Origin of the sequence: Schaalia cardiffensis, from assembly GCF_016405145.1 — a bacterium.
GTDB lineage: Bacteria > Actinomycetota > Actinomycetes > Actinomycetales > Actinomycetaceae > Pauljensenia > Pauljensenia cardiffensis.
On record NZ_JAEKIA010000008.1, the window covers coordinates 1 to 16,121 of the forward strand.

The window sequence follows — 16,121 nt, forward strand, 5'->3', positions numbered from 1 at the left end:
ACGGGCCCACACACTACGACAACGCCTACAGCCCCGACACCGGCTTCCACACCCGAAAAGGCTGGGCCGGACGCACATAACCCCCACGACACGCCCGAGCGATGCCACACTTTCCTGCCGGTAACCCTGATCTCGGGGTCGCAAGCGCTCAGCGAGTGGTAGGCGCGCGAAACGGCCCCGCGCAGGTTTTCACCAGACGCGGGGCCTCTTCTCTTCTTGTGGAGCTAAGGGGATTCGAACCCCTGACCTTCTCATTGCGAACGAGACGCGCTACCAACTGCGCCATAGCCCCAAGTACTCATCCAGCATAACACCACCCTCACGGCTTCGGTGAAATCGAAAACCCGCGAACTGGGTCACCCTCGCGAAGAGAAGTTGAGATAGGGGTGGCAAGCATTCATGTCAAGGGGTGGCGGGCATTGAGTCAAAGTCCCGCTCGCTAGATTCACGCTGGCAACGCAGATCGCGCCGATAGGCTCCGAGCACAGTGGGGCTCTTCCGGTGCTCATTCAGTAAGAACCGCGAGGGCGCAGGCATGCTGCGAACACCAATGGAGACCCCACGAAGGAACGGGGGAGTTTGCAGCGGCTCAATCGCCAGTCAGTGTCGAACGGAAGCGCCCACAAAAGGGGCAGGGACGCTTGTGCGCGACCTCGCCTCTTGCAGCGAAGAATCAGGAGTTCACAGCATCTTTCGGCTCAGATCATCCGATCATTTGTAGTTTCCTGTCAGCTTTCACGCAGCCCCTCGACTCGGGATGCCCGTTGAATCGCAGCTGGCCGCTGGCTCTCACGAAAACCCCTGCTCGCGCAGCTGAGCGACCCAATCGACGCTCAGTGTCGAATGGGTGCCGTTCAATGCTGAACGAGAGCTCCCACAAAAGGACGGGGGCACTCAGAAGCGGCCCCCTCCTTCATGGCAAAAGTTCAGCGACTCATTGTGCCCTGCGCGAGTCGAGAACGGAGTCCAAGTCGAGCGCGACCGCTTGATCCGCGACGACATCCTCCGTCGAAAGCGCGTTCGCCCCGGAGACGCTCGCCTGCAAAGGACGAGCCGGGACGCGAGCGTCAACCTTCGGGATGCCCCGAAGATCCGTGTCGGCGTGAACTGCGCGCCCCACGACTCGGCCGCGCATCGCATATGAGGGAGCTGGGATGGATTTCACCGACCACGTGCACCGTTCCACCGAAGCCGTCGCGGGAATCGGATCAGGGTCGCTTCCCCGCTCTTTCGCCTCGGCTTCCCGCTCTTCAGCCTCGACCTTGCTCACTTCAGCCGAAGCTTCGACGACCTCATCGGCACGGGTTTCTCGAGAGGGTGCGACCACAGCGATTGCCTCTGCTGGCCGCTCAATGACTTCGTTCGCGCGGGCCTCAACAGCTGCGCGAAGGAGTGCGAGAGCGGCAGAATCGCTCGGCGGTTCAGTCGCCGCTGCATCCTCATCCTCGTTTTCGCCTCTCGGAGCGGAGGACTTCTTCACGCGTCGCTCAGGAGCCTGGGTGCGCAGCTCGTTGAGGAGTTCAAGCTCAGCAGCGCCAATTTTCTCGGAATGGATCGCGGCGATTCGCGAAGCGACAAGGGAGGCTGTGAGCAGCGATGCCGGGATCAATGTCCACGCCCAGGAGATTGAAGCCGCAACGACCGCCCCAGCGACGATGAGGGTGAAGAAGGCAAGAATCGCAGATACGAGGAGGCGACGCCGACCGGCAGCGGCCTCGGCCGCGAGTCGCGCGGCTCGACGAGCACGCAGCCTGGCGATTTCTTTCACCGCCGCGCTGCCACGACGATCAACGCGAGTTGCGGAGTTCTTCGCGGAAGGCTGAGCCATGACGCCTCCATTCGTTTCGGGGAGAGTCCGTTTTCGTGCGAGAAGAGGTCCGGTGGATTTCCCGCACGCTTCGACTTCCCGAGGGTCGTTCGTCAGGAGTCTGAGGTGCTCGGAGAATCGGTCGTTCTCACGGTTCTGAGTGATCGCGGTACGACGGGCAACGAGCAGAGGAATCAAACCGAACAGCGCGAATACCGCTGCAACGATGATGACTCCACCTAACTCCACAGGGCCACGCTATGCGTTTTCTGTCCCCAGGAGGCGGTGGCACGCTCGCGTGTTGGCTGTCCCCATTCGCGCCACATTCACAATTGTCACACCAGCAACACAAGCCCCATTTCGGATCTCTCATAGGGCAGTTCGCAGCATGTACGGCTCAGCCCCGAGACTGCCCGTAGAGGCAACGACGAAGAGGAGCGCGGGCGCTCTTCCGACAAGCGGCAGAGATTGAAGCGAATGAAAGCCCAACCCCGAACGAACGGGAAGCAAGGAAGACGGAAAGAAAGCAACGGCCCTTCTTCCACCTCGTGTCTCTTCCACTTCATTTTGCCACCAGGGTTAGTCGTCCTCGTCACGCTGCACCAGGATCCGTCATCCTCGTCACGCCTCCACCAGGATCAGTCGTCCTCGGCAAGAATCCGCGAGCGCACGAGCCCGCCCTCGGGAAGCGATTCACGGTCGATCGAAAAGCAGAGGTGATCCGCCCACGCGCCGTTAATATGCATGAAACGAGGACGCAGCCCCTCTTCCCTCAAGCCAAGGCGCCGACACACTCCAAGGGATCGTTCGTTCTCGGGGCACACATCGACTTCAACACGATGAAGCCCGAGTTCCCCGATTACGAGATCAATGACCATCGCACTTCCAAGAGCTCCCAGTCCACGACCGACAAAGTCACGCGCGAGCCAATAGCCGAGCATCCCCTGTGACATCGCACCCCAGACCACGTTCGACACGGAGAACTGACCGGCAAGGACACCATCAACCTCGCACGCCAGAATGAGGGCTCGCCCGCGCTTTTGTTCTCGGTCGATTCTTCGCGCGTACTCCCCCAGGTCCGGGATGGGCTCATCGCTTTCGGGCGGCATGCTCGCTTCCCAACGGCGCAGCCATTGCGCATTGTCCTGCCTAAGGGCATCAATGCGGAAGTGATCCCTTCCCCAGGCCGGGCGGATAAGGACAGAGTCGATCCTCCGCGTTTCTCGGGACGAGGGCGACCCTTCTACTCCCAAGCGCGAGTCAACACGTTCTAAAGCTTCAGGAGGCATCGGCCTGGGGGCGTGCAAGAGTTTCTGCTCGAGAGGATCAAAGACCTCGAGGCGGAGCGCATCAAGAGGCCGCCCCCAGACTCGCGCGAAGGGACGCGCAAGGCAGTCAAGCTTCATCTCCACCTCCGAGTACAACACTTTCACAGGCCCATAGCCACATGACGCCAGGAAGGAAAGCTGATCCGAAGCGGGCGCGACGCCATGAACGAGCCCGCGCCCACGTGACACCAGGAAGGAAAGGGACGAGGCCGCTTCGTCGATGCCGACAATTCAGGCTCGCACTCTTTAGAGCACAGCATCCGGCGGCCTGACTGCTGCGCCTCACACAATGCCCACAAACACACTGCGTAAAAACGCGCGGCCCCCTCATTCGAGCACGAGGCATTGCAGCATGTCGCCGACACGCACATTCGTCGTCGCCTCAGGCACGACCGCGAGCGCGTTCGACTCGGCGAGCGCGGAGAGGAGAAGCGACGCGGGCGCCCCCATAACCTTCGCCTGATAGCCATTCCTCGGGTCACCGACGAGACGCACCCGAACGAACTCGCGCCGTCCTCTGGGTGAATACCAGGCGCGGTCGACCGCGGCCTTCACTGAAGGACGGGTCAGCTGCGTCCACCCCTGCATGTGACGCAGGGCCGGACGGACGAACACCTCGAAACACACCTGCGCGGACACCGGATCGCCGGGCAGGCAGAAGATCGGGATGCCCCCCTTGCCGTCCTCGTCCCCACCGACGGTGCCGACACCGAGGATGTGCCCGGGCCAGGCGGCGACACTATCGAAACGAACAGTGCCAAGGACGGAAAGGACCTCACGGACCGTGTCCCCTGAGCCGTAGGAGATACCCCCGGTCGTGAGGACCAAATCTGCACGTACGAGCTGGTCTTCAATGGTCTCGCGGAGCAGATGCGGTTCATCCGGGACGGCGGCAACCCGGAAAGTCTGCGCACCAGCATCGGCAACCGCAGTCGACAAGGCATGCCCATTCGCATCGAAAACGGTGCCCGGGCGGGCTTTCGAGCCTGGTTCAACGATCTCGTCGCCAATTGAGAGGATGACGATCCGTGGGCGCGGGTGGACGAGAACGCGCGAGCGGCCGACTCCAGCGAGGAGTGCGACTTGGCGTGCGCCGACCCGCGTGCCCTTGCGCAAGACGACCTCGCCGCGTTCAACGTCCTCAGCGCGACGACGAATGTTCTCACCAATGGCCGACTGGGTGCGCACACGCACCTTCGCGAGGCCACGATCCGTGAAGTCCAAGGCGATGACCGAGTCCGAGCCGGCGGGCATCGGCGCCCCCGAGGCAATGCGGATCGCAGAACCCGGGACGAGGGCGGCCGGGTTGACGTCTCCGGCGCGGATCTCCTCCGTGACGGGCAGCTCGACCTCCTCCTTGGGGCGAGCTCCCGCGAGGTCCTCGGATCGAACTGCGTAGCCGTCGCAGGCGGCGAGGTCGGCGACTGGCAGGTCAAAGGGCGCTTCAACGTCTTCTGCGAGGACGCAGGAGACAGCGTCGGCGAGTTGAACCTCCAGAGGGGGCTGCTGGCCGACTGCTGCGAGACAGTCCTGGTAGAAATCGGCGACGGTCCTCATTGAGCTCCATCCAATTCGTTCTTAAGGAAGGCGCGCAGCTCCGCGCCCAATTCCGGGTTCTCGAGGGCGAAGGCAATAGTCGCCTTGAGGTATCCGAGCTTGTCACCCGTGTCGAAGCGACGCTCGTCAATGACGACGCCGTACACGCCACCACCCTCTTCGGCGGGCAGATCAATCATCTTCGCGTAGCCGTCGGTGAGTTGGTACTCGTTATTCGCTCCCGGTTCGATGGTTTCGAGCGCGTCAAACACGGCGGCGTCCAAAACGTAGCGGCCAATGACGGCGTATTCGGACTTCACATCCTCCAGCTTCGGCTTCTCGACGACCTCGTCGATGCGCACGAGCGCGCCCTGAGCGAGCTGAACTCCCTCGGGAATGTCGATGGGGGTGCAGGCGACGGAGGCGTAGGCGGTCGCCTGCTCACGAGTGACTTTCGTGAGGGCGATGACGCTGCCGCCGAGGGCTGCGCGCACTTCGATCATGCGGCGCAGGAGCTGAGCGCCGGGCTCCATGAGGTCGTCGGGCAGCATGACGACGAAGGGCGCGTCTCCAACATGGGCCTTCGCCTGAAGGATCGCGTGGCCGAGCCCCAGCGGATGTCCTTGGCGGACCGAGTGAACGCCAGGCAGCTCCTGATATTCCTTGACGAGGGCGAGAAAAGTGTCCTTCCCGGCTTTTTCAAGCTCGGACTCCAGAGCGGGATCCGCATCGAAGTAGTCTTCGATTGACTGTTTTCCGGCGCGCGTGATGAAGAGAACATCTTCGAGGCCAGCATCGTGGAGCTCACGCATGATGTAGTCGATGGCGGGCCGGTCAACGATCGGCAGCATCTCCTTCGGGACTGCTTTCGTAACCGGGAGGAACCGCGTGCCGCGTCCTGCTGCTGGGATCACTGCGTGGGCGACGGGGGGCTTCTGCTCTGTCATGATGACCACACTAGCGAGGAGGAAGGAGAATCTGCGTGTGCGACGAGCGTAAACAGGCGATCCGTCAACAGGCCCGTTCGAAGCGACATGAGCGTCGAGAACACGAATTGGCAGCTCGCGGCCTTGAAACCGGGGCTGGTAAGGGGGCCTTCTCCCCTGCTGAAACGTTGCCCTGCGAGATTCACCCGGAGGGCCCTGCTCTGATGGAAGCCTGGAGGGGGCTCCTCCACTCCCTTCACCTGACCTATGCCGATCTTCTTCCCGCTTTGTTCCTGCCTACTCCTACAGAGCCCGATATTCGTCTGCTCTTCGGCACTGTTTCCCATTGTCTTGTGCCAGCCCTCGTCGGTAAGGACGGGTGTCGCTTACCTGATCCGGCGTGGGTGATGTGGGACGCGCCTTCCGTGGAGGCTCTGCCACGTCCGCTCGAGATCCTGGGTGCACCGATGCGCCCTGAGGTTCTGCGACAAGCAGATATTGTCCTCCTTCCCGCGCTCGCAGTCGACGAGGACGGGACTCGGATCGGTCAAGGCGGAGGATGGTACGACCGTGCGCTCCGACATGCGCGTCCGGGCGCGCCGATCGTCGCTGTGATCTTCGATGATGAGTGGAGCGCTCAGCCTCTGCCTCGTCTGTCTCATGACATCCCCGTTGACGCGGTTGTGACTCCCGGCGGGTTCAGGATTCTCACAAGCGATCTGTCCTCTGTTTGAGGGTTCGTCCTCGCGCTTGTCGGGGCCGGTTTTCTTTCGTGTCAGGCCCCTTCTTCGCGCGCCGATTCTCAGCGCTTCCTCATGTCATCCACAAGCTTGTGTTGCCTCCTGCCTGCTGTTGGGGGCCTTGCCATGAGGTGCTTCCCCGTGTCGTCCACAAGCTCCCATTACCCCTTTCACTATTCACAGCTGCACCGACACGCCCTCGTCGATCGGGCATGGGCATTCTTCAATGAGGCCATGCCTTCTTCTCTTCGCCGTCTCACACCCACTGTCCTGCTCGTCCTCGCCTTGGTCATGGCTCTTGGTGCTCTGATCATGGGAGTCCTGCCCGCTCGAGGCCATCATCCGGTCCTAGTCCTTTCACGCGACCTTTCGAAAGGAGATGCCTTCGGCCCCGAGGTCGTGCGAAACCTCGAGGTTTCCGATGAACTGTTTCCCGCAGACGCTCTCGCCCCGGGAACACCCCTGCCGGACAAATGGCCGTCCGAACCGGTGAAAGCGGGAACGATCCTGAGCGAATCTGTGCTTGCGGGCTCCGCTTTAGGCCGGGAATTGGCGCCGGATGAATCCCTCGTCACCCTCATGTTCGATCAGTCACGCCTGCCCCCTGTAGAAGCCGGTGACGTGGCGGATCTGTGGGCTCTTTCAGGGGAGTGTGATCAATCCGGCTGTGCTTCTCGAAGAGTCGCGACGAATGCTCGCATATCCTCGATTTCGGTCAAAGACGCCCCAGCTTGGGATTCGTCGACGAGTGTCCGCCTTGACCTGATCATCAAGTCAACGCAAGTCGAATCGCTGCTCGGATATTCCGGAGCTGGGGCACTCAGCCTCGCATTGAGTTCATCTCACAAGGGATAGCGGGGCATCCCGCTGAGGAGAACACAATGATTCAGGGTTTCAAGGAATTCATTTCGAAGGGCAATGTGCTCGATCTTGCCGTCGCTGTCATCATCGGTGCGAGCTTCACCCCGATCGTCAAGTCGGTCACCGATGTCATCATGGGCATCATCGGCGCCGTTGTCGGCCAGCCGAACTTCGATTCGGTCCTCCAGTTCTCAATCAACGGCTCGGATCCGATTCAGCCGGGAACCATTATCACCGCGATTGTGAACTTCCTTCTCGTGGCCTTCGCCCTCTATTTCGCGATCGTCGTGCCGATGAACGCGCTCAAGAAGCGCAGGGCCAAAGAAGAGGCCGAAAAGGTCGAGGAGGTCTCCAAGGAGGTCAAGCTCCTCGGCGAGATCCGCGATCTGCTCGCCGAGAAGAACTGATTCTTCTCAATGGAGTAACGCCCCGGGCGGCGCGACTCAAGGAGAGAGCCATAAGGGGCTTCGCACTGTCAGGTGCGGGGCCCCTTCGCATCGAAGGGGGAAGAGATTGAAAGGTCTTCTCGTATACGCGGGACCGAAGCACGTTGGACGGTGAATAGCGTGAGTGCGTGACTGGAGGAGCCCACGCGCACCGGCGGGGATCAGCGCCCGCCAACGTGAAGGTCGGCGGCCAGGTCAGGAGCCCACGCGCACCGGCGAGGACGAGGCGGAACCACGAAACCCCGTATCGCCTGCGCAGGGAATCCACGCGCACGGGCGGGGACGCGAGAATGCTCCTCGTGGTGCTCCCCGGTACAACACACGCGCATGCCGGATTCACAGGCTCCCAGCATCCGAATCACAGTGAGGGCGTTCGACTCATATTGGGAGCATCCGAGTCACGCTCCCGGCGTCCGAGTCACACGGGGAGTCTATGAATCATTCAGGTGCGGACTTGCGCGTGCGGGGGCACATTCTCCATGAGGCGCCGATCATTCGCCCCGTCCCCACGATCGGGTGAATCGCGCATTGAACCAGGACGAATATCTGCGTCCGTCACCCGGTCCTCCCAAGAGGGGGCGAGTCCCTTGTCAATCAGCTGCTGGTCAACATCTGATACGAAGGTGGCGACACGGCGGCGCCTCCCCCGCCTCGCACCTACACCCCGGCTCTGACCAGGGACAGCCCCGAGGGGGGCGGCTTCATCCTCGGAGTGAAGCTCCTCGCTCATCATTCCTCCGCCCGCTCAGCGCCCTCCGCGGCCCCGGCCTCGTCCCCTGTCTCCTTGGCGACAGTGGCCGCAGCTCCAGTCCTTCGCACGACATTGCCGAGAACCGCGTCGGATTGGAAACCCCTGCGTGTAATCCCCAGGGCCTCACGAAGCTCCTCAACGGTTTCCTCGCGACTTCGTTCAATTCCGTCCGAACGCACCCATTGCGCCATCTCGTCGAGCTGATCATCCGAATAGGCGGCCAGAGGAAGGCCGGAAGCAATCGCAGGACGCGGCCCCCGGTTGGAGGGCGGAGCCTGCTGGGTGATCACTTCGAGCATGCCAGTGTTGAACACATCGGCACGCTCTCGAGCGTCACTCGTAGCTGCAACAAGCTCATCAAGAGCCGTCTCCCCAGTCCCCTCCTCAGCATTCCAGGCAGCTGAATACTCTGCGGCTTCGCCCACAGCACCATCTTCGAGCCCTGGGTCGCCTACGCCGAGCGCAGCAGAAGACTTCCCCGCGAATTCGTCCCCATTCGCCCCTTCTAGGAAATACTCGGAGTCGGACTCGAAGTCGATGCTGTCAGGGACCTGAGTCGAGGGAACGAAGGGGCCGTTGATCTCATCAACCGCGTCAAGGACGAGCTCGACAATCGTGTCCGCCTCCTTCGCAGGATCAATGAAAACCGCCATAGACAAGGCTGTGTGGACTTTCCATCCTTGAGCCTCGAGCATCGCCGGCCACATCCGGTCCCGGACTCGCAAGGAGGGCTCTGTAACGTAAGCGTCGTCATCGGTGAGAACCGCGACGAGCAGACGGCCAGGAACCTCGGGGTGGCCGATCGCGAGGGGAATGCGCATCCCACCGGGAATGCCGATGTTCGGAACGACCTCCAGGCCCATGCCGTACAGGCGATCCGCCAGATCGACGAGAAGCCGATCCGGCTCCACTTCGAGGACGGGCCAGGCGCCGCTGCCCACACCGGATTGTCCCTCGGCGATCTCAAGGAGCTCGACGAGCATATGAGCCCCCTCGGCCTTCAGACGACTCCGGTCAATCTCACCGGCTCTGAGCGAGGACACGAGGATGAGATCACCGCGCACCGAGCGCAACACGTCCGACATGACTTTGACGCCCTCGGGAGTAGAGAACTCACCGAAATCGTGAACGACTCTTCCGTGCGGTGTCTTCGCAAAGCCAACGGCCACGATGATGCAGTCGCGAGCGAGTCCACGCGCTTCTGCTGGGTCCACAACAAGGAAAGGCTGAGCCGAGGTCGCGTCGAAGAAGTCACCCAAGCCAGGTTCGCTCGCCCTCGTCCTCATGATCGCGTGACGGATCCGCTCCGCGTGGCGCGCATTCAGAGCGATGACCGCCAAGGAACGCTCAGGCTGCTCAACCGCATGGGCGACGACGAGTTCCACGACCGCATCCACTTCCGCCGAGGTCGACTCGATCGCGTGAGAACCGGGGGCGGGCATTCCCGTGCCCTCGCACCACACGGCGGTGACCGGAGCAGAAGCGGCCGTCCAAGGAACCGGGACGCCCGTGTGGTCAACGCCGTGTCGCGCCAAGAGCAGGGCGACCTGATCGTTGAGGCGAGTCGGGGTCACATCCATCCGAGTCTTCGGCAGGACCGTCGTCAAAATCGTGGAAGCCCCCTCCTCGCTGCCCGCCGACAGGTCGGCGAGCACCACGACCTGTCGGGCGCGCGCAATGATCGGCACAAGCTCGGCGAGCGGCAAACCATCGATATCGTCGAGGATGAGCAGGTCCACATGGTGGCCCGGGCGGACGATCTTCGGGACGAGTGTCGGCACTGTGAAGACCACTGGCACGAGCAGACGCACGAGCGGCACCGAGGTCAACACCTCAAGTGCAGAATCGAAGCTGCTGCACAATTGCGCGATAGTTGTCTTCTGGTCTGGCCGGGTCGCCATTGCTTGCAGGCGCAGTCGGCGCAACTGGTCGAGGGCCTGTGGAGCCAATGATTGGACTTGGAGAGCATCCAAGGAACGCCCAGCGGCGAGAGCCTCTTCGAGGTGGGCCGGATCATAACCGCCGAGTTCCGGCTCGCTTGCCAGCATGAGGCCAAGGATCGACGCCCACCACGCGAGGTCCAGTTCTGAATCGATGAGTTTCGTTTTGACGTGGCGTTCCCGCAGATCATTGACGAGGGCGGAAAGGCCCGCCTCCGAGAGGTGTTTGAGGACCTCAACTCTCTTGGGCAGTTCCCGTGCGCCCTTGGGGTCCGCGTCGAGGGCTTCGAGCCTGTTCGTAAGATCCTCGATCGACATGCTGGTGAAGTCTCGGTGCACGGTGGAAAACGCCGGTGCGAGAGCCTTCAGATCTGCGAGGACAGATTCGGTGAGTTCGCGGGTCTCGTCGAGGCGCTGCGGGAGAATCGGCCAGCCCTCGTCAGCAGCGTAGGCGCGCCACGCATCGCGGTGTTCTTGGACTGTGATGAGTGCGGAATGCAAGTCCTCAATGTGCGTTCCGGGACGCACGAAATCTTGAGCACGTTTGACCAGGCGAACGCGCTCGGAGCGTTTCATGGAGATGCCGTGGGCGGTGCGCCACTGTTTCGGCGCGGTCGCGATCACCATGTCTGCGGCGGAGCGTTCGAAGACTTGGGGGAGGAAAATATCGAGCACGTCGCGCACGCCCTCGAACATGGCGAGTTGTTCTCGCCACTCGCTCAGTGTTGTCGCTTCAGCAATATCGGTTTCAGCGGCGACTGCTCTCATCTGGTGGTGGAGCTTGGGCAGTGTATCCTTCGCGAGGCGGTGGATACGTTCGAGGACATCGGGGACCTGCTCCTCAGAGCCAATGACGACCCCTTTCCACGCGGTGTGCGCGGCGGAACGGGAGAAGATCCCGAGTTCAGCAGCCTTATGGAGGAGCTCGCGCGCATATGCTCCCTGGTCAGCGGCGATCGCCAGGAGAATCTCTTCGCGCAAACGCACACGCGTCTTGGGAGCTGGATGCGCGGCAGTCAAGTCAGTGAGGACTTGCAGGGCGTTGTAGGCACTGACCCCGAAAACGCCGAAGGGACGGTGCAGGGAGCTTGTGTACGAGGACAGGCCTTCACGGACGTCGCGAAGACGTGTGCGCATTTCGTCGACTTCACGAGGATCCGTGACGGAGGTGGTGTCACTCAGTGCTGAACGCAAGAGCGCACGTAGTTCCTCACCGGAGGCGGTCGTCCCGTCAATGCGCGTCGCCACCTCCGCTAGGCCGAGTTCACGTAGGCGGTCTTCGGCGCGAGTTGTCCGTGAGGGGGAGCCGCCGATGTGAATGGTCTGACGGCCAGAGGCGGCTGCATCTGCGAGGATCGCGCCAACGAGGGCTGTATCGTCTGCACCGTGGGGGACGTCGACGACGAAGGAACGGCCTTCGGCGACCGCTTCAACGACGTCGAGCTGACGGGGGGTGAGATCACCGGCGCCGCGTTCGCGCCACGGATCGCGATCTTTCGGATCTGAAGCTTTGAGGGGCTTGAGGGTTTGAGTGCGTGCCTCTTCTTCTCCTGCAAGCGCCCGCACGATCGGGGAGGCGAGCAGATGCTCAGAATGTTCGTATTCGCGTTGGAGTTCTGAGGCGGGGTGTTCGAAAATCCCGAGCACGAGCTCGTCTCTGAGTTCAAAGCGGTCAAGGACGGATGCGCTCACGCGCAGTTCAGACAGGGCTCTGGAGGAGGAGAATCCATGCTGGGTGCTGGCCCTCGCAACGAGGTCCTCGGCTTCGATGTGCACTCCGCGTCTGGCGAGGGCGGAAGCCAGGAGCGGATCGAGGGCGTAGCCGGGCAGGAGGGTGATCGTGATATCCGCACCGTTCTCGCTGAGGCGCGCCGTGCGCAATAGGGCGGCTGAGGATTGGGCGCGTCCTGCTTCGAACCAGCGGGCGTGACCGATCGCCATGTGGATGATGCCGACACCGTGACGCGCGGTGAGTTCATGTGAACGCGCGATGATGGTCCGAGCCCGTTCGACTGCCCGCTGGTGGGATGCCGGCTCGCGGATGAGGAGTGACAGGCGCGTCGGATGATCCGTGTAGAGCTGGGCGAGACCACCCGGATGCGGCTGGTTCATGGTTAGACGCGGAGCATCTTCACCGTCGATGCGTGTCAGGCGCGCGAGTTGGTTCTTCCAGTCCCCAAGAGCGTCATCGAGCTTCGTGTGCGGAGCCGGTGCGACAGGCTCGACGGGGGTTGGGTCCGCTAACTCCGAAGATGTGTTCTTCGGATGACGTGAGAAGAAACCATTAGCCACGCTCTCACGCTACCGGGGGAAGCGTGAACCTCCCGGGAGGCGCACGCGTGATCTGTGGATCGCTGCCCAACTTCAAGTGAAGCTGAGAAGTTGACGCTCTCATGCAGGGGTCTGGGAGAACTTGCCGAGGAGGGGGCGGAGCCGAGACGGCGCCAGCCGTTTTCAGCTGGCGCCGTCCCTTATGTATCGGGCATCCCGGATTCTTCACCGGGTATTCCGAGGTTTCGGTGCCCCCGAGACGATTCGAACGTCCGACACCCGCTTTAGGAGAGCGGTGCTCTATCCCCTGAGCTACGAGGGCCCGCCCGGCGTTGCCGAGCCCGCTTACTCTATCAGTCCCAAGGATCGAGGGCGAAGCCCACTGTCACCCTTTCCCAAGACCGGTACATCCGCGTTCTTTTCGTGCTGATTACCAGTGCCGAGAGCTGAGGCGTGTGCTCCCCCGCATTTTCTCCACAGTCACGCTTTTCCCGGCATCTCAAAGCGCAGGGCGCGAAGAGCTTGCGCTCTTCGCGCCCTGCTGGGCTACGCGCTACTAGCGCCGTCCCCAGTCGGGTGCGGCCGCGGATTCGGCCTTACCGAGGTGATCGGAGGGGACGATCATGACGGGGCAGGTCGAGTGCGACAAAACCGTTTGCGATGTGGAGCCGAGCAGGACGCCTGCGAGTCCACCCCGCGACCTCGTGCCGACGACAACAAGGTCAACGGCCGTCGAGAACTCAATGAGGAGCGAAGCCGGGGCACCGTCGAGAGCGTGGCGCGCGACTTCCATCGTGCGCCCGTGAAGAGCCTGGTCGATGGCCTCTCCCATCCCCTTGCGTACATTGTCGAGCAGAGCCGAGTGATCGACATTCGGGGTCCACGCCATCATCGAGGTACCGCTCCCGATTGGGACTGCGGAAACCGCTGTGAGCCGCGCTCCCCAGCCCTCGGCCTCGTCGACGGCCTTACGCAGAGCCGAAGAGGGAACTTCAGAACCATCGACGCCGACGACGATGCGCTCAACCGGCATGAACTTCTTGCCCGCGGTGTAGCGCGGGACGACGACAACCGGGCATTGTGCGTGTGCGGGCAGCGCCGAGGACACGGTGCCCAGGAGGCGATCAGCGAAAGAGCCCCCACCTCGTGAGCCGACGACAACGAGGTCAACTTCACGGCTCATCTCAACGAGGACGCCCGCAGGGTCACCCGGTTCGATCGAGGAGGAGACTCGCACTTCTCCTCTGGATTTCGCTATCTCGACAGCTTCTTCAACGACCTGCTGTGCACCTCGCTTGAGCGCTTCGTCGTCGAGAACTGCGTAGCCGCCGTCGAGTGCCGCCGCAGAGTACGAGGCGAGAGCGTAGGTGCACAGAACATGAACCCGACCGCCGAATCGGATCGCCCTATCCGCTGCCCATTTGACGGCTGCGAGGCTCTCCTTTGAGCCGTCGACGCCGACGAGAGTGACTTCGGTGGAACCCATCATGGCCTCCTCGTGATGTATGTCACGACCATTGTGCCCCATGAGCCCGCTTTAGGGAACTGAACCAGGGTGGAAATACGTGAAGACCTGTGAAAACACGGGAGGCCGGATCATGTGATCCAGCCTCCCGTTCACGCCTGAGATTCAGATGCGGATGAAGGTTCCTCCGCCACGGACCGCGGAGACCCGAGAGAGGGTGCCAAAGTCGACGGCCTCAACCATCTGGCCGCCGCCAATGTAGATCGCCACATGGCCCGGGTAAGCAATGAGGTCGCCCGGCTGGGCTTCGGCTGCGGAAACACGAACTCCCATCGCGGCCTGACCGGAGGAGGAGTGCGGAAGAGTGATTCCAGCAGCCGCGTAAGCGAGCTTCGTCAGACCCGAGCAATCAACACCTGCAGGGCTTTCGCCGCCCCAGACGTAGGGAATGCCGGTAAGAGCAAGGGCTGCGGCGACAACATCGGCTCCTGCGGCGTTGTAACGGGCGGCTGCGCCCGAGTCGGCCGAGAGTTCAGGGCGGGCTTCAGAACGATCCGCAGCAGCGTCCTGCTGCGCTTGAGGAGCGGCTGCACTCGCGGGAGCTTCAGCGGTGGCGGTAATCTCTTCGGCGGTCCAAGCGATATCGGGGACCGAGACGGTGGTCGCCGTGGTCGTTGGCGCGGTCGTAGTGGTCGGCGCTGCCGCATCCTCGCCCGACTGGGCCGAACCGGGGGCCGCATGTGCCGCGCCACCGACAACAGCGGTGAGCGCAAGACCGGTCACTGAGGCGATAGCCGCCGGACGAACGGGGCTCATCGCGGTGAGAGTGTCCGCAATATCGGTGAGAGGCTGAAGCGGACGGCGGGCGCGCCTGTGTCGAGGCGCTGGCCTAACTGTAGTCACCTGGTATGCATCTCCTTCTTACCTGCGAGGTCAGCTGTCGGATTCGGGCAGGAGAGCCCGGCCTGAGAATTCAGGCTTCACCCCAAGGCCTTGCGGCCATAAGTGGTTCCCCCGTGTCGGACCTGTGATGCCGTTCTCTCAGGGTCCGACTTCGGTGTCTGAGAGACGGTTGGCTTATCAGCCGAGGTCCACTGTAAACCGCCCCACCCCCAAATGTCACGTATTCATAACGAGAATGTGAGCTACACCCAGACCGGATTCACAGCGTGTATTCAGCAGAATCTCAGCCAGCGAAGCTGGGAGAAAACCCTCACCCGCGCGGAGCACGGACGGGGGACACCCCGACCGGATGCACCCAGAGAAAACCCTCACCCGCGCGGAGCGCGCAAGCAACAGCGAAACTGTGCCGAAGGATACTTAGACCGTGACGAAGAGGTGCGCGGCCAATGCCATCGGGATCTTAAAGCCCTGCACATCGGCACCCTTTTCAAGGGAACGGAGACGGACGAAGTTTCCTTCAGCTGCAGCTTCAATCTGTGTACCCGGTTTCAGCTCACAAGCGGCGAAGTTCGCAATGATCCCCTTGTCCGCCTGGATCGGTTCCCCGATTCGAAGGAGGCGCAAGGCCTCGCCCTCGCGCGTTTTCACGGCGAGCTCAAGTGACTCGCCGGGGGTGGGCTGCGCAGAGCCGGGGATCGGGTTGCCATAAGGATCGGTCTTCGGATCTTTGAGGAGTGAGACGAGACGTTCCTCAACTGTGTCAGACATTACATGCTCCCACCGGCAGGCCTCCTCGTGGGCACACTCCCATTCCAATCCAATGACGTCGATGAGAAGACGTTCGGCGAGGCGGTGTTTACGCACGACCTCAGTAGCTTGGCGGCGCCCTTCTGGAGTGAGTTCGAGGCGCCGATCTCCCAGCACGTGCACAAGACCGTCGCGCTCCATACGATTCACCGTCTGAGAAACGGTCGGGCCAGAATGCTCAAGTCGTTCGACGATCCGCGCGCGCAAAGGCGTGACTCCATCCTCTTCCATCTCGAAGATGGTCTTGAGGTACATCTCGGTGGTGTCAATGAGGTCGCCCACTCCGACCCTCCCCTTCCGCTCTTGCCTCTCCTGTGTGCCTCAAGGATATGGTCTCGTG

General features: G+C 62.2%; 12 protein-coding genes, 2 tRNA genes and 1 riboswitch. Of the genes, 3 read left to right on the plus strand and 11 right to left on the minus strand.

All coding sequences use genetic code 11. The features are described from left to right. Positions 1-219: 219 nt before the first annotated feature. The 5 genes from JFX23_RS05880 to JFX23_RS05900 all read right to left on the minus strand — a co-directional run bounded on the left by JFX23_RS05880 (position 220) and on the right by JFX23_RS05900 (position 5,618). Positions 220-292, minus strand: a tRNA-Ala gene (locus tag JFX23_RS05880). Positions 293-934: 642 nt separating this feature from the next. Continuing rightward, a complete protein-coding gene (locus JFX23_RS05885) occupies positions 935-2,056 on the minus strand; it encodes a hypothetical protein (RefSeq protein ID WP_198776131.1) in 1,122 nt (373 codons plus the stop codon). A gap of 389 nt (positions 2,057-2,445) precedes the next feature. Further along, positions 2,446-3,213, minus strand: a complete 768-nt coding sequence (locus JFX23_RS05890; RefSeq protein ID WP_198776132.1) for a GNAT family N-acetyltransferase — start codon at positions 3,211-3,213, stop codon at positions 2,446-2,448. 249 nt (positions 3,214-3,462) lie between these two features. After that, positions 3,463-4,692 (minus strand): molybdopterin molybdotransferase MoeA, encoded by a 1,230-nt coding sequence (locus tag JFX23_RS05895; protein ID WP_198776133.1) that lies wholly within the window; start codon positions 4,690-4,692, stop codon positions 3,463-3,465. Then, complete coding sequence (locus JFX23_RS05900) at positions 4,689-5,618, minus strand: UTP--glucose-1-phosphate uridylyltransferase (protein ID WP_198776134.1); 930 nt, start codon at positions 5,616-5,618, stop codon at positions 4,689-4,691. The genes JFX23_RS05895 and JFX23_RS05900 overlap by 4 nt, the downstream gene beginning before the upstream one ends. 35 nt (positions 5,619-5,653) lie before the next feature. Here JFX23_RS05900 and JFX23_RS09605 point away from each other — a divergent pair, with 35 nt between their 5' ends. From JFX23_RS09605 to mscL, 3 genes are all read left to right on the plus strand, one after another. After that, the gene (locus JFX23_RS09605) at positions 5,654-6,331 is read left to right on the plus strand and encodes a 5-formyltetrahydrofolate cyclo-ligase (protein WP_276670166.1); all 678 of its coding nucleotides are present in this window, start codon (positions 5,654-5,656) and stop codon (positions 6,329-6,331) included. 240 nt (positions 6,332-6,571) lie between these two features. After that, the gene (locus JFX23_RS05910; RefSeq protein ID WP_198776135.1) at positions 6,572-7,192 is read left to right on the plus strand and encodes a CpaB family protein; all 621 of its coding nucleotides are present in this window, start codon (positions 6,572-6,574) and stop codon (positions 7,190-7,192) included. A gap of 26 nt (positions 7,193-7,218) precedes the next feature. Then, positions 7,219-7,605, plus strand: coding sequence for a large conductance mechanosensitive channel protein MscL (gene mscL / locus JFX23_RS05915; RefSeq protein WP_198776136.1), 387 nt, complete (start codon positions 7,219-7,221; stop codon positions 7,603-7,605). A gap of 481 nt (positions 7,606-8,086) precedes the next feature. On the opposite strand, the gene JFX23_RS05920 is transcribed toward mscL, so the two are convergent. The 6 genes from JFX23_RS05920 to JFX23_RS05945 all read right to left on the minus strand — a co-directional run bounded on the left by JFX23_RS05920 (position 8,087) and on the right by JFX23_RS05945 (position 16,063). Continuing rightward, positions 8,087-8,242 (minus strand): toxin, encoded by a 156-nt coding sequence (locus JFX23_RS05920; RefSeq protein ID WP_198776205.1) that lies wholly within the window; start codon positions 8,240-8,242, stop codon positions 8,087-8,089. A gap of 131 nt (positions 8,243-8,373) precedes the next feature. After that, positions 8,374-12,627, minus strand: a complete 4,254-nt coding sequence (locus JFX23_RS05925; RefSeq protein WP_198776137.1) for a prevent-host-death family protein — start codon at positions 12,625-12,627, stop codon at positions 8,374-8,376. A gap of 228 nt (positions 12,628-12,855) precedes the next feature. Continuing rightward, positions 12,856-12,928 (minus strand) — tRNA-Arg (locus JFX23_RS05930). A 234-nt stretch (positions 12,929-13,162) separates the two neighbouring features. After that, positions 13,163-14,092, minus strand: coding sequence for a universal stress protein (locus JFX23_RS05935; protein ID WP_198776138.1), 930 nt, complete (start codon positions 14,090-14,092; stop codon positions 13,163-13,165). A 144-nt stretch (positions 14,093-14,236) separates the two neighbouring features. Further along, on the minus strand, positions 14,237-14,974 hold the full coding sequence (locus JFX23_RS05940; RefSeq protein WP_198776139.1) for a C40 family peptidase: 738 nt from the start codon (positions 14,972-14,974) through the stop codon (positions 14,237-14,239). 4 nt (positions 14,975-14,978) lie between these two features. Beyond that, positions 14,979-15,141, minus strand: a riboswitch (cyclic di-AMP (ydaO/yuaA leader). Between the two features lie 250 nt (positions 15,142-15,391). Beyond that, the gene (locus JFX23_RS05945; protein ID WP_198776140.1) at positions 15,392-16,063 is read right to left on the minus strand and encodes a metal-dependent transcriptional regulator; all 672 of its coding nucleotides are present in this window, start codon (positions 16,061-16,063) and stop codon (positions 15,392-15,394) included. Between the last annotated feature and the right edge of the window lie 58 nt (positions 16,064-16,121).

Coding starts and splice junctions, on each gene's coding strand:
- JFX23_RS05910 (WP_198776135.1), top strand. CDS start 6,572: ATGCCTTCTTCTCTTCGCCGTCTCACACCCACTGTCCTGCTCGTCCTC.
- JFX23_RS05890 (WP_198776132.1), bottom strand. CDS start 3,213: ATGAAGCTTGACTGCCTTGCGCGTCCCTTCGCGCGAGTCTGGGGGCGG.
- JFX23_RS05935 (WP_198776138.1), bottom strand. CDS start 14,092: ATGGGTTCCACCGAAGTCACTCTCGTCGGCGTCGACGGCTCAAAGGAG.
- mscL (WP_198776136.1), top strand. CDS start 7,219: ATGATTCAGGGTTTCAAGGAATTCATTTCGAAGGGCAATGTGCTCGAT.
- JFX23_RS05895 (WP_198776133.1), bottom strand. CDS start 4,692: ATGAGGACCGTCGCCGATTTCTACCAGGACTGTCTCGCAGCAGTCGGC.
- JFX23_RS05900 (WP_198776134.1), bottom strand. CDS start 5,618: ATGACAGAGCAGAAGCCCCCCGTCGCCCACGCAGTGATCCCAGCAGCA.